The following is a 23,999-nucleotide window of genomic DNA, read 5'->3' on the forward strand; positions in this document are numbered from 1 at the left end:
ATGCTTTACTCTTCATAACGAAGATGGATATGTAATGCATAAACAAAAAATATGTTGAGCAATGACTATTGCACAACATAGGAAAAAGTGAATGCATCACTAGTAGGCCTAATAGATACCCATAACTCTAAGGCCTTCTATCAAAACACCTACGGAATCGCTAAAAACAGACTCCTCGCCTCGAGACAACATCATTGACAACGCCCATACATTTGAACAACTAAACTACACAAATAAATTGTCGCCAATGATGCTGTCGCCACAGGTATAAATTTAAAACAGCTCCTATTCTACTTATTCAATAAGTAACATATACAAAATTATGCCTATGGCATGGCGCGTGAATTTTAAAGCTAATTCGATTCATCGTCAATTAATACTGCTTCTAATGCAATTTTAATCATTTCATTAAACGTTAACTGACGTTCTTCCGCACTGGTGAGCTCGTGGGTACGAATGTGATCAGATACGGTACAGATGGTTAATGCGCGTGCACCATATTCTGCGGCAACACCGTAAATACCGGCGGCTTCCATTTCCACACCAAGAATGCCGTATTTTTCCATCACATCAAACATGCTGACATCCGGCGTGTAGAATAAATCGGCAGAGAATAAGTTCCCAACGCGAGCTTTCACACCTAACTTATTGGCCGCTTGCACGGCTGCTTGCGTTAAACCAAAATCCGCGATGGCGGCAAAATCGTTATCTTTAAAACGGATACGGTTTACTTTGGAGTCGGTACATGCACCCACACCGATAACCACATCACGCAATTTCACATCCATACGTACTGCACCGCAAGAGCCAACACGAATCATTTTTTTCACGCCGTATTCAGTGATAAGTTCTTTTGCGTAAATGGAACAGGAAGGGATCCCCATACCATGTGCCATCACGGAAATGCGACGACCTTTATAGGTACCGGTGAAACCTAACATATTACGTACGTTAGTCACTTCCTGTGCGTTTTCCAAAAAAGTTTCCGCAATATACTTCGCACGTAGCGGATCACCCGGCATTAATACAGCATCAGCAAATGCACCGGCAGGTGCGTTAATGTGTGGAGTCATAGTTTTTCCCTCTTGTTGACATGATGAAGCAAACGTTTCCGTTGCTTATAAACGACAACACCACGAACGTTGTCGTGGTGTCATCATAAAAAACATGGCGAAATCATACCGCACTTTATAGCACGGCACCACTTAAACCAATAAATAAACCTGCAATTGTTGCGCTCATTAAGTTAGATAATGAACCCGCAACTACGGCTTTTAAGCCTAAACGCGCAACATCACCGCGACGATTTGGTGCCATACCGCCTAAGCCGCCGATTAAGATTGCAATGGAGCTGAAGTTAGCGAAACCACAAAGAGCAAAGGTAATAATTGCTTTGGTTTTATCACTTAGCACAACAGCAGAATCCGGTTGTAAATATTTAGCAAATTCTAAATACCCCACAAATTCATTCACCGCTAATTTTAAACCAATCATTTGGCCGGCAATGGCAGATTCTTCCCAAGAAATCCCGATTAAGTATGCCAATGGTTTGAAAATCCAACCTAAAATCACTTGTAAAGTTAAGTTTGGTTCACCAACAATGCCACCCAAACTACTTAAAATCCAGTTGATTAAGGCAATCACAGAAACAAACGCAATTAACATCGCGCCTACATTCAGTGCCAAATGCATACCGTCACGCGCACCATTTGCTAAGGCTTCAATCGCGTTGGACGGTTTTTCCACATCAGCTCCCTCTTTTAACATATCATCGGTTTTTTCCGTTTGTGGAAACATGATTTTAGCGAATAATAAACCACCCGGTGCAGCCATAAAAGAAGCCGCAATTAAGTAAGTTAACGGCACGCCCATTCCGGCATAACCTGCCATCACAGAACCGGCGATAGAAGCCACGCCACCCACCATCACAGCGAATAATTCAGATTGGGTCATACGACCGATAAATGGCTTAACAATTAACGGCGCTTCCGTTTGCCCCACGAAAATGTTTGCTGCTGCAGACATGGATTCCGCTTTTGAAGTACCTAATAATTTTTGTAACCCACCACCGATAAGTTTGATAATCCATTGCATCACCCCGATGTAATAAAGCAAGGAAATGAGTGCGGAGAAAAAGATAATCACCGGTAATACTTTAATGGCGAAGATAAAACCAAAACTTTGGCTTGGGTCAGTCAATCCACCAAAAACAAAACTAATCCCTTCATTACCAAAACCGATAACTTTACCGATAAAATCGGATGCCGCTTGTAATGCGTGACGGCCGGCCGGCACATAAAGCACGAAAGCACCGATAGCGATTTGAATGGCCAGTGCGCCAAACACAGTACGTAAATTGATCGCTTTGCGATTGTTAGAGAATAAAACGGCAATCCCTAACAGCACCAAAATACCGACAACACTAAGTAAAATGTCCATAAATACCTCAAAAGTCATTGAATAAAATTTCGCGTATTCTACTTGGTTTCCATAAAAAAGGAGAGTGAATTTTATTAATTAATATCATAATTAGTGCAACGCGATATCAATAGAAGCAAAATCTGCCTTAAAAAGGAATAAAGTGCGGTCAAAATTCAATGTAATTTATTTAGACAGCATGACTAAAGCTTGGGATAATGCACACAAATTATTAACAAATGATGGATTAAAGATAAATGAAGCAAGCACAGGTTCTGCCGCATACACTTTGGGCAGCAAAATCCCTTTGGGCATTTGAGCCTAAATCCTTTTGCGTGTTGCTTTTATCTTTAAGTGTCATGGGATTTGGCGAAGCGTTATTGCTTCTTTCTGATTTAGGCTCTGCACCTTGGACCATATTATCGCAAGGCGTTGCACTACAAGGACAATTTAGTGTGGGTTGGGCATCATGGATAATCAGTTTAATGGTGATGTTAGCATGGTTTCCATTAAAACTGAGGCCGGGGCTTGCCACTGTCATGAATATTTTTGTGATCGCCCTCTTTCTCGGGTTAACCGTTTATTTGCTGGAAAAACCTACCGCACTTTATCTGCGTTTCACTTACGCTGTCGTTGGTATCTTACTCTTCGGCATCGGTAATGCCTTTTACCTGACCTGCCACCAAGGTCCCGGACCACGTGACGGCTTAATGGTCGGCTTATGCTATCATTTTCACTGGAAAATCGGCATTGTGCGAACATCCATTGAAGTCTTAGTCTGCCTCTTCGGCTATCTGCTCGGTGGCGTGCTCGGAATCGGCACGCTTATGTTTGCACTGGGAATTGGCTGGGTAGTCCAATACACCTTATTTCTTATCCATCGTCGCGTGCCACACCCGAGTGATAAACCGCGCGATCTCCTCTAATTTCTCGCCAATATGAATTTTGCTTAAATCCGTTTGACTCGCTTTGTCGTTTGGCGGACAAAATGCCAAATGTTTATCAACCTCATTAATCGGCTGCCAACGCAACGGTGTTGCAGAACGACGGCTCGGATAAAAACCGATGGTCGGGACATTCAATGCCCCACTTAAATGCAACGGCCCGGTGGAACCTGCAATAAACAAATCAGCACACGCCAGAGATTGGGCAAAATCCACCATGCCGTTATTTTTGTCATAAACGACCACCCGCGAATCCTGCACCAAATTTGCCAGTTCGCGGGCTTTTTCACTTTCATTCGGCCCTGCCGTTAAAATCACATACGCATCAAACCGCGCTAATAAGCCACGAATGAGCTCCGCATATTGCGCCAAGGATAAATTATTAGCAGACCCACCCGAACCGCTGTGCACAAAAATCCATTTTTTCTCAGCATCAATGTTCAACTGATGGCACAAAGATTCACGCTGAAAATCCACCGCACTTTTAGGGAAAGTGAGATATGGTGGGCATGGCTCGACAATAGCAATGCCTTGGTCACGTAAAAACGTACGGGCCAAATCCAAGTTATATTCAAATTCAGGCTTAGCCGATTGGGAACGGCGTTGCGTTAAACGATGATTATAGAAAAATTGCACCCATTTTGTTGCCGGCGCTAAACGGTAAGGAATGCGACATTTCCACGCCAATTTGGCGTTATGTGTATTGGAAAAAAAGCTAATCATCGCGTCAAACTGCTGTGCTTTGATCTCATTTATGACACGCTGAAATGCGGCCTTATCATCTTTTGGCGCGTCAATAATAACGTCATCTACATAAGGGCATGCCCGAGCAATATCTGCTGTGTAAGCAGGCACAAGTGCGGTCAGTTTTAGCAATGGTTCAGAAGCTTTTAACATGGCAAAGGATGGCCATGCCAACATAAAATCGCCCAATTTATCGTTACGAATCACCAATACGTTTTTCATTATTACCACCCTATGCAAATTCTTTTCCAAAATGAGACGTTATTCTAGCCTGACCAACCGCCATTAAAAAGCGACAAATAAAAAATCAGCGCCTTAATCCCTTAAGACGCTGATGTTGAGCTAAATAAACAAGTCAATCTTGAATTTTATTTATTCAATTTCGCTTTATAGGTCGGATTCATCAAGTTTTCTACGGAAAGGATGTCATCCAATTGTTCTTTGGTTAACAAGCCTTTTTCCAAGACGACTTCACGCACACCTTTACCGGTTTGCGCACAGATTTTACCCACTAAGTCGCCGTTGTGGTGACCGATAAATGGGTTCAAGTAAGTGACAATACCGATAGAATTGTAAACGTAGTTTTCACACGTTTCTTTGTTGACGGTGATGCCATCAACGCATTTATCGCGTAAGTTCACACAAGCGTTGCCTAAAATCTCAATAGATTCAAACATAGCTTGTACAATTACCGGTTCCATCACGTTTAATTGTAATTGACCTGCTTCTGACGCAAAGGTGACGGTGGTGTCGTTACCAATCACTTTGAAGCACACTTGGTTCACCACTTCAGGCACAACAGGGTTTACTTTTGCCGGCATGATGGAAGAACCGGCTTGTAATTCAGGCAAGTTGATTTCTTTAATACCCGCACGAGGGCCGGAAGAGAGTAAACGTAAGTCGTTACAGATTTTTGACAATTTCACGGCAGTACGTTTTAACGCGCCATGTACGGAAACATAGTCACCACAGTCAGAAGTGGCTTCAATTAAGTTCTCTGAACCGGTGCAATGTAATCCGGTGACGTTGGATAAATGTTTCACGATAGAAGGCACATAACCTTGTGGGGTATTTAAACCGGTACCGATAGCGGTTGCGCCCATGTTCACTTCAAGCAAGTGTGCTGCAGCGGCTTTTAAATGTTTCACTTCTTCCGCCATTAACACTGCAAACGCTTTGAATTCTTGCCCCACAGTCATTGGCACTGCATCTTGTAATTGGGTACGTCCCATTTTCAAGACTTTCTCAAATTCTTTCGCTTTATTTTCAAAACCTTGTTGTAAATAAGCGACTTTTTCGAGAAGTTTGATTACGCTGTTGTACACGGCAATGTGGAAACCGGTAGGGTACGCATCGTTGGTGGATTGGCTGGCGTTCACATGATCCATTGGGTCGAGGTATTTATATTCACCTTTTTTGTGACCTAAAATTTCTAACGCTAAGTTAGCAATCACTTCATTGGTATTCATGTTGACGGAAGTGCCTGCCCCGCCTTGATAAATATCAGATGGGAATTGATCCAAACATTTGCCATTCACCAACACTTCATCACAAGCTTTTACAATGGCTTCTGCAATTTCTTTTGGAATGGCACCCAATTCACCGTTCGCCAATGCCGCTGCTTTTTTCACCATCACCATGCCGAGAACAAATTCCGGCACATCGGAAATGGTGACATTCGAAATATTAAAATTTTCTACCGCTCTTAAGGTGTGAATACCCCAATACGCGCCTGCCGGGACTTCACGTTCACCTAACAAATCCACTTCCTTTCTATATTGTGTCATTTGTGTTCTCCTTTATGCTTAACACGTTTGGTTGAATTGTCTAAATTATAGAAATTTCGATTAAAATTAAATTGATCCAAGTCACAGATTTTTATACGCATTTAAGAGTTATTTTTATTTTTCAGATTAGTTTTTCTAACCTGAAAGATGTAGCTATGAATAAAAGTTGCACCGCAAAATAAAGCGGGTAATATGCACATCCAACATGTTTTTAAGGAGCTACTATGCCGTTTATCGCCTTTCTTTTTGCTGTTTTTCTATTTATTTATGTGGAACTGAGCCTACTGGTTTGGGTAGGAAGTCACCTCGGCATTCTTATGCTCATTTTGTTACTGGTCGGCTCCTCATTACTGGGCATTACTCTCATTCGTGTTCGTGGTTGGTACAGCCTTACACGGATAAAACAGCAACTCACCCAAGGTCAACTGCCCACCGATGCGCTTTTTGGCTCACTACGCTGGCTTGTTGCCGGTATACTTTTTGTCATTCCCGGCTTTGTTACCGATATTTTCGCCTGCGTACTGTTAAGCCCACTCGGTCGTTACATAATCAACGCCTTCATTGGCAGTCGGTTTGTATTCTTTCGACAAAACATATTTAAAACCGACCGCACTTTTTACTCGTCCCAAGACAATAGCCAGAACGACAGCGAGATTTTTGAGGCGGAATTTGAAAAAGAAGCGGATGAAAATAAACGGTTAAAATAATTTTGCCTTTCCCTTGAAAGCGTAAAAATGATTCCCATATAGAAAAAGCTTTTTTATTAATTTAAGAAATAGAGGAAATTTCAGATGAATATTCGTCCATTACACGACAAAGTGATTTTAAAACGTGAAGAAGTGGAAACCAAATCTGCCGGCGGTATCGTATTGACCGGTTCTGCAGCCACCAAATCGACCCGCGCGAAAGTATTAGCGGTCGGCCCAGGCCGTTTATTAGAAAACGGTAGCATTCACCCAATGCACGTAAAAGTGGGCGACATCGTGATTTTCAGCGATAGCTATGGTGTGAAAACAGAAAAAATTGATGGTGAGGAAGTGCTCATCCTCTCCGAAGGCGATATTTTAGCGATCGTTGAATAAGCAAAAACGCGCTGAAAAACCACCGCACTTTAAACGAAATAGATCATGGTGGGAGCAATCTCACGCAACAAAATAAAAGGAAATTAAACATGGCAGCAAAAGACGTAAAATTCGGTAACGACGCACGCGTGAAAATGTTAAAAGGTGTAAACATTTTAGCTGACGCAGTAAAAGTCACTCTTGGTCCAAAAGGCCGTAACGTAGTATTAGACAAATCGTTCGGCGCACCAACCATTACCAAAGACGGTGTGTCTGTGGCACGCGAAATCGAATTAGAAGATAAATTTGAAAACATGGGCGCACAAATGGTGAAAGAAGTTGCTTCCAAAGCCAATGATGCCGCCGGTGACGGTACCACCACTGCAACGGTATTAGCGCAAGCCATCGTAAACGAAGGCTTAAAAGCCGTAGCAGCGGGCATGAACCCAATGGATTTAAAACGCGGTATCGACAAAGCTGTTACTGCCGTGGTTGCCGAACTTAAATCCCTTTCCAAACCTTGCGAAACCTCTAAAGAAATCGAACAGGTGGGCACCATTTCCGCAAACTCCGACAGCATTGTGGGTCAATTAATCGCACAAGCCATGGAAAAAGTAGGTAAAGAAGGCGTGATTACCGTAGAAGACGGCACCGGCTTAGAAGACGAATTGGATGTGGTTGAAGGGATGCAATTTGATCGCGGTTACCTTTCCCCGTACTTCATCAACAAACCGGAAACCGCGACCGTAGAATTAGATAACCCATTCATTTTATTAGTCGATAAAAAAATCTCTAATATTCGTGAATTATTACCAGTATTAGAAGGTGTGGCGAAAGCGGGTAAACCGTTATTAATCATTGCGGAAGACGTAGAAGGCGAAGCATTGGCAACATTGGTCGTAAACACCATGCGCGGCATCGTGAAAGTAGCTGCAGTGAAAGCACCGGGCTTCGGTGATCGTCGTAAAGCGATGTTACAAGACATTGCGATTTTAACTGCCGGCACGGTGATTTCTGAAGAAATCGGTATGGAGTTAGAAAAAGCCACTCTTGAAGATCTTGGTCAAGCGAAACGCGTTGTCATTAACAAAGACAACACCACTATCATCGACGGTATCGGCGATGAAGCGCAAATCCAAGGTCGTGTGGCGCAAATTCGTCAACAAATCGAAGAATCTACTTCCGACTACGACAAAGAAAAATTGCAAGAACGCGTGGCGAAACTCGCCGGTGGTGTTGCGGTAATTAAAGTCGGTGCCGCAACCGAAGTAGAAATGAAAGAGAAAAAAGCCCGCGTTGAAGATGCGCTACACGCAACCCGTGCAGCAGTGGAAGAAGGCGTGGTTGCCGGCGGTGGTGTGGCGTTAATTCGTGCGGCCAACAAAGTTGCTGATTTACGTGGCGACAACGAAGAACAAAACGTTGGTATTAAACTTGCCCTTCGCGCCATGGAAGCACCATTACGTCAAATCGTCGCAAACGCCGGTGAAGAAGCCTCTGTGGTCGCAAGTGCGGTGAAAAACGGCGAAGGAAACTTTGGTTATAACGCAGGTACTGAGCAATACGGCGATATGATTGCGATGGGTATTTTGGATCCGACTAAAGTGACCCGTTCGGCATTGCAATTCGCGGCCTCTGTCGCCGGTTTAATGATCACCACCGAGTGCATGGTGACCGAACTACCAAAAGATGACAAAGCTGACCTCGGTGCTGCCGGTATGGGTGGCATGGGAGGCATGGGCGGAATGATGTAATTCCTCCCTTGTCGAAAAAACAAAAGCCCTTGAGTTAATTCAAGGGCTTTTTTATCTCTGTCAAAACGCTATTTTTTATGACCGAACTTTTACACTAAATTTTCATGTTTTTCATAAGCAGAAAGCGTATTGTACATGAGCATTGCTACCGTCATTGGGCCAACGCCACCCGGCACCGGTGTAATATAAGCAGCACGCTCGGCAGCAACCTCAAACTCAACATCGCCAACCAACTTGCCATCAATACGGTTAATTCCGACATCAACGACAACTGCGCCTTCTTTAATCCATTCACCTTTAATAAATTTAGGTTTACCCACAGCAACCACTAAAATATCCGCTTGACGAATATGACTCGCTAAATCCTCGGTAAAACGGTGAGTTATTGTGACAGTACAGCCGGCAAGTAACAATTCTAATGCCATTGGACGACCAACAATATTGGATGCCCCAACAATGACAGCGTGTTTTCCATAAAAAGAAATACCGGTGGTTTCCAATAATTTCATCACACCATAAGGCGTACATGCACGCAACGTTGGAATGCGTTGACACAAGCGCCCGACATTATAAGGATGAAAGCCATCCACATCTTTTCCCGGTGAAATTTTTTCAATCACTTTGGTACTATCGATATGCTTTGGTAACGGTAACTGCACCAAAATACCATCGACCTCCGGATCTTGATTTAACTGCTCAATGAGATCTAATAATTCTGGTTCAGAGGTGGTTTCCGGTAAATCGTAAGATTTGGAAAAAATACCGATTTCAGCACAACTTTTACGCTTGCTTCCCACATAAACCTGAGAAGCCGGATCTGCACCAACAAGAATTACTGCCAGACCAGGAGCTCGTTTACCCAGCTCAATATACTGTGCAATTTTTTGTGTAATATTCAATTTAATTTGCTGGGATAACTGAGTACCTGAAATAATTTGAGCCGTCATTGAATTCTCCGCATAAGGTAAATATTTACGCACGCTATTTTGTCAGAAAAATCCGTTTTATGTAAACTGAATTGAAATAAATTTAGACGATTGGCAGTAAAACCATAAAAATTGATTGACTGAAAATGAAAGAAAACTATAATGCTACACATCTTTCGGCGAGTAGCGCAGCTTGGTAGCGCAACTGGTTTGGGACCAGTGGGTCGTAGGTTCAAATCCTATCTCGCCGACCACCTTTCTCTATTCTTTCATCATCCCATTTAAAATGCGCCCTTAGCTCAGCTGGATAGAGCAACGCCCTTCTAAGGCGTGGGTCAAAGGTTCGAATCCTTTAGGGCGTGCCATTTAATAAGCCAGACTAAATATTTTTTACTTCCAATCCAAGGAAAATAGAATGAAAAAATTAGCATTTGTATTGCTAACATCCTTAGCAACATCGAGCTTTGCTCATAACCTCCAATTCAATACAACTCTCCCTTATGTTTCCGTTCAAACTGACGGAGAAGTAATCATAAACAATGGAAGCATCAACTATAAAAACTGGGAATCGCCAGCACTTGCAGGAAAAGTACGAGTTCTTCAGCACATGGCAGGAAGAAGTAGCATTAAAGAAAAAAATGATGCCTTAATGGAAATGATCAAAGCTCAACACTTTGATGCTAGCAAATATCAAACAACAACGATTATTAATGCAGAAGATGCTATCTTCGGCACAGGTCCTTTCGTCAAAAGTAGTGCTGAAAAAGGCAAAAAAAATAATCCACACAGCCAAGTTATTTTGGATCAAACAGGTCTAGTTAAAAACGTCTGGGGATTACAGCCTAAAGAAAGCCTAATTGTAGTATTAGACAAATCTGGAAAAGTGAAATTTGCACATGAAGGGAAGTTATCTGAGCAACAGATGAATCAAGTCATCGAACTAATTAAAAACTTAGTTCAGTAGAAAGTAGTAAAAATAAAAAGTGAGAAGATAAGAAAATGAATGGCAGGGGCGGAGAGGCTCGAACTCCCAACACCCGGTTTTGGAGACCGGTGCTCTACCAATTGAACTACGCCCCTATTGGTACTTAACTTTGGAAAAGTTATAAAATTGGCGGAATGGACGGGACTCGAACCCGCGACCCCCTGCGTGACAGGCAGGTATTCTAACCAGCTGAACTACCACTCCGAGATTGGGATTAGCAGTGACCTACTCTTACATGGGGATGCCCCACACTACCATCGGCGTAACAGCATTTCACTTCTGAGTTCGGTATGGATTCAGGTGGATCTACTGCACTATGACTGCTAAAAAATTTTTATTACTTTAGTTAACTAATAATATTTAATTAACTAAAGTAATAAATTTGGCGGTGACCTACTCTCACATGGGGATGCCCCACACTACCATCGGCATTACGGCGTTTCACTTCTGAGTTCGGTATGGAGTCAGGTGGGCCCACCGCACTATCGCCGCCAATATTCTTTATGATTTCTATCTCTTCTTATTCGCGTCTTCTTAATCTAAAAACAAGCCTTCTCTCAACTCTCTCTTCTACGTCCATTCTCTTAACTGTTATCCTTCCAACTCGCTCATGTCCAGGGTAACCCCAAAAACACTTGAGCGTTGTATGGCTAAGCCTCTCGGGCAATTAGTATGCGTTAGCTCAATGTATCACTACACTTACACACCGCACCTATCTACGTCTTAGTCTTAAACAACCCTTACACACTTAATGTGTGGGAGAACTCATCTCTTGGCAAGTTTCGTGCTTAGATGCTTTCAGCACTTATCTCTTCCGCATGTAGCTACCCAGCAATGCCTCTGGCGAGACAACTGGAACACCAGTGATGCGTCCACTCCGGTCCTCTCGTACTAGGAGCAGCCCCAATCAATTCTCCAACGCCCACGGCAGATAGGGACCGAACTGTCTCACGACGTTCTAAACCCAGCTCGCGTACCACTTTAAATGGCGAACAGCCATACCCTTGGGACCTACTTCAGCCCCAGGATGTGATGAGCCGACATCGAGGTGCCAAACACCGCCGTCGATATGAACTCTTGGGCGGTATCAGCCTGTTATCCCCGGAGTACCTTTTATCCGTTGAGCGATGGCCCTTCCATGCAGAACCACCGGATCACTATGACCTACTTTCGTACCTGCTCGACTTGTCTGTCTCGCAGTTAAGCTTGCTTATACCATTGCACTAACCTCACGATGTCCGACCGTGATTAGCAAACCTTCGTGCTCCTCCGTTACTCTTTGGGAGGAGACCGCCCCAGTCAAACTACCCACCAGACACTGTCCGAGACCACGTTTCGTAATCTTCGTTAGAACATCAAACGTTAAAGGGTGGTATTTCAAGGACGACTCCATAATCACTGGCGTGACTACTTCAAAGTCTCCCACCTATCCTACACATCAAAATTCAATGTTCAGTGTCAAGCTATAGTAAAGGTTCACGGGGTCTTTCCGTCTAGCCGCGGGTACACCGCATCTTCACGGCGATTTCAATTTCACTGAGTCTCGGGTGGAGACAGCCTGGCCATCATTATGCCATTCGTGCAGGTCGGAACTTACCCGACAAGGAATTTCGCTACCTTAGGACCGTTATAGTTACGGCCGCCGTTTACTGGGGCTTCGATCAGGAGCTTCTCTTTCGATTACACCATCAATTAACCTTCCAGCACCGGGCAGGCATCACACCCTATACGTCCACTTTCGTGTTTGCAGAGTGCTGTGTTTTTAATAAACAGTTGCAGCCAGCTGGTATCTTCGACCGGTTCAACCTTCGCCCGCAAGGGACTACAATCTACGCCGGCGCACCTTCTCCCGAAGTTACGGTGCTATTTTGCCTAGTTCCTTCACCCGAGTTCTCTCAAGCGCCTGAGTATTCTCTACCTGACCACCTGTGTCGGTTTTCAGTACGGTTTAGATAAACCTGAAGCTTAGTGGCTTTTCCTGGAAGTGTGGTATCAGTTACTTCAGCTCCGTAGAGCCTCGTCATCATCTCTCAGTGTTAAGGAAGTCCGGATTTGCCTAAACTTCCCACCTACCAACTTAAACGTGCATATCCAACAGCACGCTAACCTAACCTACTCCGTCCCCACATCGCAGTTTATCCAAGTACGGGAATATTAACCCGTTTCCCATCGACTACGCTTTTCAGCCTCGCCTTAGGGGCCGACTCACCCTGCCCCGATTAACGTTGGACAGGAACCCTTGGTCTTCCGGCGAACGGGTTTTTCACCCGTTTTATCGTTACTTATGTCAGCATTCGCACTTGTGATACGTCCAACAGCCCTCTCGAACCATCTTCATCCGCTTACACAACGCTCCCCTACCCAACAGACTTACGTCTGATGCCGCAGCTTCGGTGCTATATTTGAGCCCCGTTACATCTTCCGCGCAGGCCGACTCGACTAGTGAGCTATTACGCTTTCTTTAAATGATGGCTGCTTCTAAGCCAACATCCTAGCTGTCTAAGCCTTCCCACTTCGTTTCCCACTTAATATAGACTTTGGGACCTTAGCTGGCGGTCTGGGTTGTTTCCCTCTCCACGACGGACGTTAGCACCCGCCGTGTGTCTCCTGAGTATCACTCTTTGGTATTCGTAGTTTGCATCGGGTTGGTAATCCGGGATGGACCCCTAGCCGAAACAGTGCTCTACCCCCAAAGGTGTCCGCTCAAGGCTCTACCTAAATAGATTTCGGGGAGAACCAGCTATCTCCCGGTTTGATTGGCCTTTCACCCCCAGCCACAAGTCATCCGCTAATTTTTCAACATTAGTCGGTTCGGTCCTCCAGTTAGTGTTACCCAACCTTCAACCTGCCCATGGCTAGATCACCGGGTTTCGGGTCTATACCTTGCAACTAGCCGCCCAGTTAAGACTCGGTTTCCCTTCGGCTCCCCTATTCGGTTAACCTCGCTACAAAATATAAGTCGCTGACCCATTATACAAAAGGTACGCAGTCACCCTTTCGGGCTCCCACTGCTTGTACGTACAAGGTTTCAGGTTCTATTTCACTCCCCTCACCGGGGTTCTTTTCGCCTTTCCTTCACAGTACTGGTTCACTATCGGTCAATCAGGAGTATTTAGCCTTGGAGGATGGTCCCCCCATCTTCAAACAGGATATCACGTGTCCCGCCCTACTTGTCGTTAGCTCAGTACCACAAAAGTATTTTCGAGTACGGGATTATCACCCTCTACGATTCGGCTTCCCAGCCAATTCCTCTAATACTTCCGCTATCACTAACAGGCTCCTTCGCTTTCGCTCGCCGCTACTCACAAAATCTCGGTTGATTTCTTTTCCTCGGGGTACTTAGATGTTTCAGTTCTCCCGGTTCGCCTCATTATCCTATGGATTCAGATAATGATAGTAGGTTCTTCACCCACTGGGTTTCCCCATTCGGACATCTTGGATTAAACGCCTCTTATCGACTCATCCAAGCTTTTCGCAGATTAGCACGTCCTTCTTCGCCTCTGATTGCCAAGGCATCCACCTTGTACGCTTTGTCACTTAACCATACAACCTCAAGTATTCTTACCTTATTATTTAAATAATATTAAACAACAACTTTCAAACACTTCAGCTACGATTAATAACAGTTAATTAAGAGCAATCGCCTTTTATCAATCACTCTCACTCAGACTTTCTTGAAAGTCTCGTTTTCAGCTTGTTTCCAGATTTTTAAAGAACAGATAAAACAATGTAAGTTAACTTACTTACCATCATCATAGTTAAATTCATTTTAACTAACACAACACAATATTTAATACCATCAAATAAAATGATAAAAAATATACTTCAATAAACTTAACTATGACGATATTGGTGGAGATAAGCGGGATCGAACCGCTGACCTCCTGCGTGCAAGGCAGGCGCTCTCCCAGCTGAGCTATATCCCCAATCACATCCCTTGGCTTTCACTCACACATAGTGGCTTGATATGTTTAAAATTAGTTAATGTAATAAAAACTAATCTACCAAACTCACCAGTCTAAGTGGTGGGTCTGAGTGGACTTGAACCACCGACCTCACCCTTATCAGGGGTGCGCTCTAACCACCTGAGCTACAGACCCAATAGGATTTTGTCTTCGATATTGTTGTTCTTTCCTTGTCTACAACCATCAAACAAACTGTGTGAACACTTAAAGTCGAGTCTATCTTTGGTAAGGAGGTGATCCAACCGCAGGTTCCCCTACGGTTACCTTGTTACGACTTCACCCCAGTCATGAATCATACCGTGGTAAACGCCCCCCCGAAGGTTAAGCTATCTACTTCTGGTACAACCCACTCCCATGGTGTGACGGGCGGTGTGTACAAGGCCCGGGAACGTATTCACCGCGACATTCTGATTCGCGATTACTAGCGATTCCGACTTCATGGAGTCGAGTTGCAGACTCCAATCCGGACTTAGACGTACTTTGTGAGATTCACTCCACCTCGCGGCTTCGTCGCCCTCTGTATACGCCATTGTAGCACGTGTGTAGCCCTACTCGTAAGGGCCATGATGACTTGACGTCATCCCCACCTTCCTCCGGTTTATCACCGGCAGTCTCCTTTGAGTTCCCGACCAAATCGCTGGCAACAAAGGATAAGGGTTGCGCTCGTTGCGGGACTTAACCCAACATTTCACAACACGAGCTGACGACAGCCATGCAGCACCTGTCTCATGGTTCCCGAAGGCACTCTCATATCTCTACAAGATTCCATGGATGTCAAGAGTAGGTAAGGTTCTTCGCGTTGCATCGAATTAAACCACATGCTCCACCGCTTGTGCGGGCCCCCGTCAATTCATTTGAGTTTTAACCTTGCGGCCGTACTCCCCAGGCGGTCGATTTATCACGTTAGCTTCGGGCACCAAGCTTAAAGCCCAATCCCCAAATCGACAGCGTTTACAGCGTGGACTACCAGGGTATCTAATCCTGTTTGCTCCCCACGCTTTCGCACATGAGCGTCAGTACATTCCCAAGGGGCTGCCTTCGCCTTCGGTATTCCTCCACATCTCTACGCATTTCACCGCTACACGTGGAATTCTACCCCTCCCTAAAGTACTCTAGACTCCCAGTCTGAAATGCAATTCCCAGGTTAAGCCCGGGGATTTCACACCTCACTTAAAAGTCCGCCTGCGTGCCCTTTACGCCCAGTTATTCCGATTAACGCTCGCACCCTCCGTATTACCGCGGCTGCTGGCACGGAGTTAGCCGGTGCTTCTTCTGTATTTAACGTCAATTTGTCGTGCTATTAACACAACAACCTTCCTCAATACCGAAAGAACTTTACAACCCGAAGGCCTTCTTCATTCACGCGGCATGGCTGCGTCAGGGTTGCCCCCATTGCGCAATATTCCCCACTGCTGCCTCCCGTAGGAGTCCGGGCCGTGTCTCAGTCCCGGTGTGGCTGGTCATCCTCTCAGACCAGCTAGAGATCGTCGGCTTGGTAGGCTATTACCCCACCAACTACCTAATCCCACTTGGGCTCATCCTATGGCATGCGGCCTTGCGGTCCCGCACTTTCGTCTCTCGACTCTACGCGGTATTAGCGACAGTTTCCCGTCGTTATCCCCCTCCATAAGCCAGATTCCCAAGCATTACTCACCCGTCCGCCACTCGTCAGCAAGAAAGCAAGCTTTCTCCTGTTACCGTTCGACTTGCATGTGTTAAGCCTGCCGCCAGCGTTCAATCTGAGCCATGATCAAACTCTTCAGTTCAAAAAGTTTAATCGCTCAATACTGCTAGCTAAGTAATCTATCTATAAATAAATAAACGTTTTTCGTAGCACTATTCAGTTCAATTTTAAAATCTTTAATGATAAAAACGAATCTTCAAGTGCCCACACAGTTTGTCTGATTGATTGTTAAAGAACAAAAAACGACGCGCGGTTTTATGCTTTACAACGGCGCGTCGTTGTGGGGGCGTATTATAGGCATTTATCACTCCCTTGCAACCCCTTTTTACGATTTTTTTACAAAATATTTTTTAACTGATTATTTTTTAGATCTTTTGAGTAGAAATTAATCTTGGCAGATCCGCAATGGAATCTAATACATAATCTGCTGCACTTTCCCCCTCAGGCGTAATCTCTTTGCCGGTTCGCACTAAAATATTCGTGTTAATCTTTGCCCCTTTCCCCGCAAGTAGATCATCAACTTTGTCACCAATCATAATCGATCTTGACGGATCAATTTTCAGTTCTTCAATCGCCTGCAATAACATCCCCGACTTCGGCTTACGGCAATCACAATCCTGTTTAAACTCCACAAGTTTTGCCTCTGGATGATGAGGACAGTAATAGATGCCATCCAAATCAACACCACGATCCGCCAACGACCAATCCATCCACTCCGTCAACTGCAAAAACTGTTCCTCGGTAAAAAGACCTCGTGCAATGCCAGACTGATTTGTCACCAGAACCAACAAGTACCCCATTTCTTTGAGTTTTTTTAACGCCTCAATGCTTCCTTCAATAAAATGAAAATGATCAATGTCATGCACGTAACCGTAATCAATATTCAACGTACCGTCTCGATCTAAAAAAACCGCTTTTTTCATCTTTGTTTATCCTGTCTATCTATGTATAGCTGTCGATTATCTTCTTTATTTCCATCTCGTGCAAACCTTCTGCCGTTTTATTCTATAGAGGAACAAATAATTATAAGAATGTCGCGGATAAATATTGACATAGCATTCTAGACGTCTAGAATACAAAAATTCTTTTCGATAAAAATTAAACAGCAAAAGGGCTTATATGATTAAGCTAGAGAATGTCAGCAAAATTTTTGACGTTTCAGGTAAAAAACTGACCGCACTTGATAACGTTTCTTTAGATATTCCGAAAGGGCATATCTGCGGCGTTATCGGCGCATCCGGTGCAGGTAAAAGCACCCTGATTCGTTGCGTCAACCTATTGGAAAAACCCACTGTGGGCTCTGTCATTATTGACGGTAAAGATCTCACTCAACTTAGCGATGCGGAACTTGTATTAGAACGCCGTAATATCGGCATGATTTTCCAACATTTCAATTTATTGAGCTCCCGTACCGTCTTCGGTAATGTCGCGCTACCTTTAGAGTTAGAAGCTACACCAAAAGAAAAAATCGAAGCAAAAGTCAACGAATTGCTTTCTTTGGTAGGCTTAAGCGATAAAAAAAATGTGTATCCATCTAATTTATCCGGTGGTCAAAAACAACGCGTCGCCATTGCACGTGCACTAGCAAGCAATCCTAAAGTGTTATTGTGCGACGAAGCCACCAGTGCGCTTGATCCGGCAACCACGCATTCCATCTTAAAATTATTAAAAGAAATCAACCGCACTTTAGGGATCACAATTCTCTTAATTACCCACGAAATGGATGTCGTGAAGCGGATTTGCGATTTGGTGGCCATTATTGACCATGGCAAACTGATAGAACAGGGCTCGGTAAGCGACATCTTCTCCAATCCGAAAACCGAACTGGCACAACAATTTATTCGTTCGACTTTTAGTGTCAATTTACCAGATGAATATTTAGATAACCTGTTGCAAACGCCGAAGCACGCCAAGTCTTACCCGATTATCAAATTCGAGTTTACCGGACGCTCCGTGGATGCCCCATTGTTATCCCAGGCCTCCAAAAAATTCGGCGTGGAATTAAGCATTTTAACCTCCCAAATTGAATATGCCGGCGGTGTAAAATTCGGCTTCACCGTGGCTGAAGTGGAAGGCGACGAAGACGCTATTACACAAACCAAAATTTATTTAATGGAAAATAACGTACGCGTTGAGGTATTAGGCTATGTGGAATGATTTTTTAACGCAACTTACGCCTCAAATGTGGCAAGCGGTGTGGGTTTCTACCTATGAAACCGTGTATATCAGCTTTGCATCGACCCTGTTAGCCGTGCTCATCGGTTTACCTTTTGGTGTGGTGACGTTCCTCACCGGCAAAGGCGAAATTCTTCAAAACGCACGGTTAAATCTCATTTTAAACATTGTGATTAACATCGGACGCTCCATTCCATTCATTATTTTGTTAATCATTTTGTTACCGTTTACCCGTTTCATTTTGAACACGACGCTTGGTACAACGGCGGCAATTATCCCATTAAGTATTTGCGCAATGCCGTTTGTGGCACGTTTGACTGCCAATGCCTTAGTAGAAGTGCCAAAAGGCTTAACGGAAGCCGCAAAAGCGATGGGCGCGACAAACTGGCAAATCATCCGCAAATTCTATTTGCCGGAAGCACTACCAACCTTAATTAACGGCATTACACTCACCTTAGTTACCTTAGTAGGCTATTCCGCCATGGCGGGCATTGTCGGCGGCGGCGGTTTAGGTAGCCTCGCCATTAACTACGGTGAATACCGCAATATGGTGTACGTTAAATGGGTCGCCACAATTATTATTGTCGTATTCGTCATGATTTCACAAAAACTTGGCGATGATTTAGCAAAACGCGTCGATCATCGTTAATTCACTTAGCATTAACATTAAAAGAGGATCTTTTATGAACTTAAAAAAATTACTCGGCGTAGCAACACTTGCCTCCGTATTTGCATTAACAGCGTGTAACGAAGAGAAAAAACCGGAAGCGACAGCAGAAGCTCCGGCAAAAATTAAAGTCGGCGTAATGGCTGGCCCTGAGCACGAAGTGGCTGAAATTGCCGCGAAAGTCGCGAAAGAAAAATATAACTTAGACGTAGAATACGTTTTATTTAACGACTATGCCTTACCAAATACGGCGGTTTCTAAAGGTGATTTAGATGCTAACGCTATGCAACACAAACCGTATTTAGACAAAGATTCCCAAGCGAAAGGCTTAAACAACCTCGTTATCGTGGGCAACACCTTTGTTTATCCGTTAGCGGGTTATTCCAAAAAAATCAAAAGCGTAAATGAGTTACAAGATGGCGCGGTGGTTGCTGTACCAAACGACCCAAGTAACTTGGCACGCGCGTTAATCTTGTTAGAAAAACAAGGCTTAATTAAATTAAAAGATGCCACAAACTTGTTCTCTACTTCCATGGATATCATTGAAAATCCAAAACATTTACAAGTGAAAGAAGTGGATACCTCCGTTGCAGCACGCGCATTAGACGATGTGGATTTAGCGGTTGTGAATAACAACTATGCCGGTCAAGTAGGCTTAAATGCACAAGATCACGGTGTGTTCGTAGAAGATAAAGATTCTCCATATGTGAACATTATCGTGGCACGTACTGACAACAAAGATAGCAAAGCAGTACAAGATTTCGTGAAAGCTTACCAAACACCGGAAGTGGAACAAGAAGCGAAAAAACACTTTAAAGACGGCGTAGTAAAAGGTTGGTAATTTGAAGCCCCTGTAAAAACACCGTAAAATGAGACCGCACTTTTAGGCCATAAAAAGCAAAGTGCGGTCTTTTTTTTTACACGTTTTTTACGATGAAATCAGGATAAAAAATCCTCACCATATTGACGAGGATTTTTTATGAGCGCTTTTAGACACCCTTTTTGCGCCTATAATAAGCTGTTTATTTTATTCAATCGAGAACACCATGTTAGATATTGTTTTATACGAACCGGAAATTCCGCAAAACACCGGAAATATCATTCGCTTATGCGCCAACACCGGCTTTCGGTTACATTTAATCGAGCCACTGGGTTTTACCTGGGATGACAAAAAATTACGTCGCTCTGGCTTGGATTACCACGAATTTGCCGACATCAAAAAGCACAAAACCTTTGAGGCATTTTTACAAAGCGAGCAACCCAAACGTTTGTTTGCCTTAACAACAAAAGGCACGCCTGCACATAGTGAAGTGAAATTTGAATTGGGCGACTATTTAATGTTCGGCCCGGAAACCCGCGGCATTCCAATGGACATTTTAAACAGCATGCCGGCGGAACAAAAAATCCGTATTCCCATGACAGCCAACAGCCGTAGCATGAACCTCTCCAACTCAGTGGCGGTCACCGTGTATGAAGCGTGGCGCCAGCTAGGGTATCAAGGTGCCGTCAATTTAAACCGATAACAAAAAGCCCATCGTCTGATGGGCTTCTTTTTTAAGTGCGGTCGTTTTTTCTCGCATTTTTACGGTAAATATCTAGCGCACGTTTAGTGCAGCTGCCATATTTTCCTGTAATTGTTCCAACATGGCATAACGTTTACGGTGCATAGACCGCTTATTGCTTGGAATATCATCCATATTTTTGGTTTCAAAATGCAGCGGTAATTCCCAATAGTCTTTTAACGTGCCGGCAGATTCCGCGAAAATCGCATCATAGTCCACCACATAACGTTTGCTTTGCACGAAACGGGACTTGTTTTGATATTTATGCGGAATTCCCCACAAGGCAGAATAACCTAACACATTGGTCAAGGCTTTCATGGCTTCTACCATCAAATAAGCCGGACGCAAACCATGGCATTTCTTGGTCAGCAATTTAACTATTTCTTTTGAACCTTCAAAATTCGGCCCTTGAATCACCGCAATTAAAAGCGCCTGTTGCACTTTGCCGAAGGTCAATAAATAAACCAATTCTTGGCTTGGAGAATGAACCAGTTCTAACGTCCAAAACCCTTCCATCGGCTGATAATCGGTGATAGTAAGCCTCATTTCAAAATCAGGAATCACTTCACCAAAAGAAATAACTTGTTGCCACAACGGCGGTAAACCAAGTGCGGTTAATTTTTCCGGTAAAAACGTCAGGTTGTCGCACATGGCGTCAAAACGTTGTTGCGTATTAAAGCGTTTATCCAAAAAACGATGCACCAACGGATAGCTAAAATTTGCCCGTTGATTAAGCAAGTCAACAAGCCAAGGTTTTTGGTTCACCACGCTTTCGAATTTTTTCACGGCCTGCCAGTGCAACCAAGAACGCAAGCGATAGCGGAAACGCTTCATACGGTAAGATTTCTGATTTCTATCCGGATATAACGCATGAGGATCCGGCCATTGATAAACATGTTGCTGTGTCATAATAAATTTATTTAGGTTCAAATAAGGAAAAATCGGGGCACATTTTCGCATAATCCCACCTTTTTTGCATTTTTTTATCGTTTTTTTACGGCCAATAAAGTATCCTAGCCGGCAATTTATCACCTTGGACACAAAGCACATCATGTCAGAAATTAAACTGAATTATCAAAAAACCCATTTTTTAACCAGTTCACCGAACCTAAAAAGTCTACCGGAAGACAGCGGTGTTGAAATCGCCTTTGCCGGTCGCTCTAATGCGGGGAAATCAACGGCATTGAATGCCTTAACGAATCAAAAAAACCTTGCTCGCACATCAAAAACCCCTGGCCGTACCCAACTCATCAATTTGTTTGAAGTGGAACCGCAATGCAAATTAGTGGATTTGCCGGGCTATGGCTATGCCGCCGTGCCGGAACAAATGAAATTGCAGTGGCAACAAGCCCTTGGCGAATATTTGCAAAAACGTGAGTGTCTTGCCGGAATTGTGATTTTGATGGACATTCGCCATCCGCTCAAAGATTTGGATCAGCAAATGATTGAATGGGCAGTGGCTTCCGAATTACCGGTGTTATTACTGCTCACGAAAGCGGATAAACTGAGCCAAAGCGAACGTAGTAAGCAAGTCAAAATGGTGCGTGAAGCGATTTTACCGTTCCAAGGCGATATTCAAGTAGAGGCTTTTTCTGCCTTGAAACGTACCGGGATTGATCGCTTAGCCGCCAAATTAGACGCCTGGTTTGCCCCGGTTTTCGCCTAAAAAAAGCCACTTCTGCGATCCTGATCGCAAAAAAGTGCGGTGTGAATTTCTTTCATTTCGCACTTTTTTTATGTTTGTCGCTCTGCCTTTTTCTTTTGCATGACGGAGCCCAACATGTCTTTAGCCATCGTTTACAGCCGCGCCTCCATGGGCGTTCAAGCACCACTGGTCACCATTGAAGTACATTTAAGCAACGGCAAACCGGGCTTTACCCTTGTCGGTTTGCCGGAAAAAACGGTGAAAGAAGCCCAAGACCGAGTCCGCAGCGCGTTGCTCAATGCCGAATTTCGCTACCCTGCTAAACGCATTACCGTCAACCTTGCCCCGGCAGACTTACCCAAAGAAGGCGGACGTTTTGATTTGCCTATTGCCATCGGCATGCTAGCCGCCTCCGGCTATATTGATGCAGAAAAATTAAAACAATTTGAATTTATCGGCGAACTTGCCCTGACCGGTCAACTGCGCGCCGTGCATGGTGTCATCCCTGCGATTCTGGCGGCGAAACAAGCTAAGCGGAAATGCATTATTGCACAAGGCAATGCCAATGAAGCCTCTCTGGTTTCAGAGCAAGAAACCTATTACGCCAATTCCTTATTAGATGTGGTGCAATTTCTCAATCAGCAGGGCGAATTGCCTCTTGCAGGCGACATCAAAACCCAAAGTGCGGTGGATTTTTTCCCTGAAAATCCCAAAGATCTAACAGACATCATCGGCCAACAACATGCCAAGCGCGCTTTAATGATTGCCGCGGCCGGGCAACATAATTTGTTATTTTTAGGCCCACCCGGCACAGGAAAGACCATGCTCGCCAGTCGCTTAACCGGATTACTGCCGGAAATGAGCGACCAAGAAGCCATTGAAACCGCCTCTGTGGCCAGTTTGGTACAAAATGAACTGAATTTTCACAACTGGAAACAACGTCCTTTCCGTGCGCCTCACCACAGTGCCTCCACACCGGCATTGGTGGGAGGCGGTTCGATTCCGAAACCCGGGGAAATTTCCCTCGCACACAATGGCGTGTTGTTTTTGGATGAACTGCCTGAATTCGAACGCAAGGTATTGGATGCACTCCGCCAGCCGTTAGAAAGCGGTGAAATCATCATTTCCCGTGCCAATGCCAAGATTCAATTTCCGGCAAGATTTCAGCTGATTGCCGCCATGAACCCAAGCCCCACAGGGCATTATCAAGGCACGCATAACCGCACCTCACCACAACAAATCATGCGCTACTTAAATCGCCTCTCCGGCCCCTTTTTAGATCGTTTCGATTTATCTATTGAGGTACCATTACTGCCGCAAGGTAGCCTGCAAAATAGTGGTGACCGTGGCGAATCCAGTGCCACCGTGAGAGAAAAAGTCTTACAAACACGCGCTATTCAGCTTCAACGTGCCGGCAAAATTAACGCCCATTTAACCAGCAAAGAAATTGAACGGGATTGCAAACTAGAGGAAAAAGATGCGCTATTTTTAGAAAATGCGCTAACCAAACTCGGGCTGTCTGTGCGGGCATACCACCGCATACTCAAGGTTTCCCGCACCATTGCGGATTTAGAAGGAGAAACGCAAATTCATCAGCGACACTTAGCAGAAGCATTAGGTTATCGGGCGATGGATAGGCTGTTGCAGAAGCTTTCTAAAGCATCTGTGTAACAGACCAGCAA

18 protein-coding genes, 6 tRNA genes and 4 rRNA genes are annotated in these 23,999 nt (G+C 44.3%); 13 read left to right on the plus strand and 15 right to left on the minus strand.

Translation table 11 applies throughout. From position 1 onward, the window contains the following. Positions 1 to 353: 353 nt before the first annotated feature. On the minus strand, positions 354 to 1,073 hold the full coding sequence (deoD, locus tag AC30SH_RS08470) for a purine-nucleoside phosphorylase (protein WP_212510238.1): 720 nt from the start codon (positions 1,071 to 1,073) through the stop codon (positions 354 to 356). 115 nt (positions 1,074 to 1,188) lie between these two features. Next, positions 1,189 to 2,439 (minus strand): NupC/NupG family nucleoside CNT transporter, encoded by a 1,251-nt coding sequence (locus AC30SH_RS08475; protein ID WP_489582362.1) that lies wholly within the window; start codon positions 2,437 to 2,439, stop codon positions 1,189 to 1,191. 236 nt (positions 2,440 to 2,675) lie between these two features. On the opposite strand from AC30SH_RS08475, the gene yczE reads away from it, so the two are divergent. Further along, positions 2,676 to 3,344 carry a membrane protein YczE gene (gene yczE, locus AC30SH_RS08480; protein WP_489582363.1) on the plus strand — a complete coding sequence of 223 codons (669 nt, stop codon included), beginning with the start codon at positions 2,676 to 2,678 and terminating at the stop codon, positions 3,342 to 3,344. On the opposite strand, the gene AC30SH_RS08485 is transcribed toward yczE, so the two are convergent. Both AC30SH_RS08485 and aspA read right to left on the minus strand, forming a co-directional pair. Beyond that, positions 3,285 to 4,328, minus strand: a complete 1,044-nt coding sequence (locus tag AC30SH_RS08485; protein ID WP_489582364.1) for a glycosyltransferase family 9 protein — start codon at positions 4,326 to 4,328, stop codon at positions 3,285 to 3,287. The two genes, yczE and AC30SH_RS08485, sit on opposite strands and share 60 nt — an antisense overlap. 146 nt (positions 4,329 to 4,474) lie before the next feature. After that, a complete protein-coding gene (gene aspA / locus AC30SH_RS08490) occupies positions 4,475 to 5,893 on the minus strand; it encodes an aspartate ammonia-lyase (protein WP_489582365.1) in 1,419 nt (472 codons plus the stop codon). 224 nt (positions 5,894 to 6,117) lie between these two features. Between aspA and AC30SH_RS08495 the strand changes: the two genes are divergently transcribed. From AC30SH_RS08495 to groL, 3 genes are all read left to right on the plus strand, one after another. After that, on the plus strand, positions 6,118 to 6,600 hold the full coding sequence (locus AC30SH_RS08495) for an FxsA family protein (protein WP_489582366.1): 483 nt from the start codon (positions 6,118 to 6,120) through the stop codon (positions 6,598 to 6,600). Between the two features lie 84 nt (positions 6,601 to 6,684). After that, positions 6,685 to 6,975, plus strand: a complete 291-nt coding sequence (locus AC30SH_RS08500) for a co-chaperone GroES (RefSeq protein ID WP_005715710.1) — start codon at positions 6,685 to 6,687, stop codon at positions 6,973 to 6,975. 89 nt (positions 6,976 to 7,064) lie between these two features. Beyond that, a complete protein-coding gene (groL, locus tag AC30SH_RS08505) occupies positions 7,065 to 8,708 on the plus strand; it encodes a chaperonin GroEL (protein ID WP_489582367.1) in 1,644 nt (547 codons plus the stop codon). Positions 8,709 to 8,797: 89 nt separating this feature from the next. Here groL and folD read toward each other — a convergent pair whose 3' ends face one another. After that, positions 8,798 to 9,655, minus strand: a complete 858-nt coding sequence (gene folD, locus AC30SH_RS08510; protein ID WP_489582368.1) for a bifunctional methylenetetrahydrofolate dehydrogenase/methenyltetrahydrofolate cyclohydrolase FolD — start codon at positions 9,653 to 9,655, stop codon at positions 8,798 to 8,800. Positions 9,656 to 9,811: 156 nt separating this feature from the next. Here folD and AC30SH_RS08515 point away from each other — a divergent pair. The 3 genes from AC30SH_RS08515 to AC30SH_RS08525 all read left to right on the plus strand — a co-directional run bounded on the left by AC30SH_RS08515 (position 9,812) and on the right by AC30SH_RS08525 (position 10,598). Beyond that, positions 9,812 to 9,888: transfer RNA gene (locus tag AC30SH_RS08515), tRNA-Pro, on the plus strand. 34 nt (positions 9,889 to 9,922) lie between these two features. Continuing rightward, positions 9,923 to 9,999, plus strand: a tRNA-Arg gene (locus tag AC30SH_RS08520). Positions 10,000 to 10,049: 50 nt separating this feature from the next. Beyond that, on the plus strand, positions 10,050 to 10,598 hold the full coding sequence (locus AC30SH_RS08525; RefSeq protein ID WP_048750333.1) for a YtfJ family protein: 549 nt from the start codon (positions 10,050 to 10,052) through the stop codon (positions 10,596 to 10,598). Between the two features lie 40 nt (positions 10,599 to 10,638). Here AC30SH_RS08525 and AC30SH_RS08530 read toward each other — a convergent pair. From AC30SH_RS08530 to gmhB, 9 genes are all read right to left on the minus strand, one after another. After that, positions 10,639 to 10,714 (minus strand) — tRNA-Trp (locus AC30SH_RS08530). 32 nt (positions 10,715 to 10,746) lie between these two features. After that, positions 10,747 to 10,823: transfer RNA gene (locus AC30SH_RS08535), tRNA-Asp, on the minus strand. 8 nt (positions 10,824 to 10,831) lie between these two features. Further along, positions 10,832 to 10,947, minus strand: a 5S ribosomal RNA gene (gene rrf, locus AC30SH_RS08540). A gap of 52 nt (positions 10,948 to 10,999) precedes the next feature. Continuing rightward, positions 11,000 to 11,115: ribosomal RNA gene (gene rrf / locus AC30SH_RS08545) — 5S ribosomal RNA — on the minus strand. A gap of 150 nt (positions 11,116 to 11,265) precedes the next feature. Continuing rightward, positions 11,266 to 14,162, minus strand: a 23S ribosomal RNA gene (locus AC30SH_RS08550). 307 nt (positions 14,163 to 14,469) lie between these two features. Further along, positions 14,470 to 14,545: transfer RNA gene (locus AC30SH_RS08555), tRNA-Ala, on the minus strand. A 97-nt stretch (positions 14,546 to 14,642) separates the two neighbouring features. Continuing rightward, positions 14,643 to 14,719, minus strand: a tRNA-Ile gene (locus AC30SH_RS08560). A 91-nt stretch (positions 14,720 to 14,810) separates the two neighbouring features. Next, positions 14,811 to 16,350: ribosomal RNA gene (locus AC30SH_RS08565) — 16S ribosomal RNA — on the minus strand. The 16S, 23S and 5S rRNA genes sit together here with 4 tRNA genes alongside, the layout of an rRNA operon. 283 nt (positions 16,351 to 16,633) lie before the next feature. After that, the gene (gene gmhB / locus AC30SH_RS08570; RefSeq protein WP_212510229.1) at positions 16,634 to 17,191 is read right to left on the minus strand and encodes a D-glycero-beta-D-manno-heptose 1,7-bisphosphate 7-phosphatase; all 558 of its coding nucleotides are present in this window, start codon (positions 17,189 to 17,191) and stop codon (positions 16,634 to 16,636) included. Positions 17,192 to 17,387: 196 nt separating this feature from the next. Here gmhB and metN point away from each other — a divergent pair, with 196 nt between their 5' ends. The 4 genes from metN (at position 17,388) to trmL (ending at position 20,633) form a co-directional block, all read left to right on the plus strand. Then, positions 17,388 to 18,425: a methionine ABC transporter ATP-binding protein MetN gene (gene metN, locus AC30SH_RS08575; RefSeq protein ID WP_212510228.1), complete on the plus strand. Its 1,038-nt coding sequence runs from the start codon at positions 17,388 to 17,390 to the stop codon at positions 18,423 to 18,425. Then, positions 18,415 to 19,092 (plus strand): methionine ABC transporter permease, encoded by a 678-nt coding sequence (locus tag AC30SH_RS08580; RefSeq protein ID WP_109433400.1) that lies wholly within the window; start codon positions 18,415 to 18,417, stop codon positions 19,090 to 19,092. The genes metN and AC30SH_RS08580 overlap by 11 nt, the downstream gene beginning before the upstream one ends. Positions 19,093 to 19,126: 34 nt before the next feature. Next, positions 19,127 to 19,951 (plus strand): MetQ/NlpA family lipoprotein, encoded by an 825-nt coding sequence (locus AC30SH_RS08585; RefSeq protein ID WP_212510227.1) that lies wholly within the window; start codon positions 19,127 to 19,129, stop codon positions 19,949 to 19,951. Positions 19,952 to 20,156: 205 nt separating this feature from the next. After that, a complete protein-coding gene (gene trmL / locus AC30SH_RS08590) occupies positions 20,157 to 20,633 on the plus strand; it encodes a tRNA (uridine(34)/cytosine(34)/5-carboxymethylaminomethyluridine(34)-2'-O)-methyltransferase TrmL (protein WP_005704903.1) in 477 nt (158 codons plus the stop codon). Positions 20,634 to 20,705: 72 nt separating this feature from the next. Here trmL and AC30SH_RS08595 read toward each other — a convergent pair whose 3' ends face one another. Continuing rightward, entirely contained in the window at positions 20,706 to 21,581 is an 876-nt protein-coding gene (locus AC30SH_RS08595) for a VirK/YbjX family protein (protein ID WP_489582406.1), read from the minus strand. 142 nt (positions 21,582 to 21,723) lie between these two features. Here AC30SH_RS08595 and yihA point away from each other — a divergent pair, with 142 nt between their 5' ends. After that, positions 21,724 to 22,338, plus strand: coding sequence for a ribosome biogenesis GTP-binding protein YihA/YsxC (gene yihA, locus AC30SH_RS08600; protein ID WP_109859916.1), 615 nt, complete (start codon positions 21,724 to 21,726; stop codon positions 22,336 to 22,338). A gap of 114 nt (positions 22,339 to 22,452) precedes the next feature. Beyond that, the gene (locus tag AC30SH_RS08605) at positions 22,453 to 23,988 is read left to right on the plus strand and encodes a YifB family Mg chelatase-like AAA ATPase (RefSeq protein WP_212510226.1); all 1,536 of its coding nucleotides are present in this window, start codon (positions 22,453 to 22,455) and stop codon (positions 23,986 to 23,988) included. Positions 23,989 to 23,999: the final 11 nt, after the last annotated feature.

The sequence above is a fragment of the Aggregatibacter sp. HK296 genome (genome assembly GCF_980469475.1).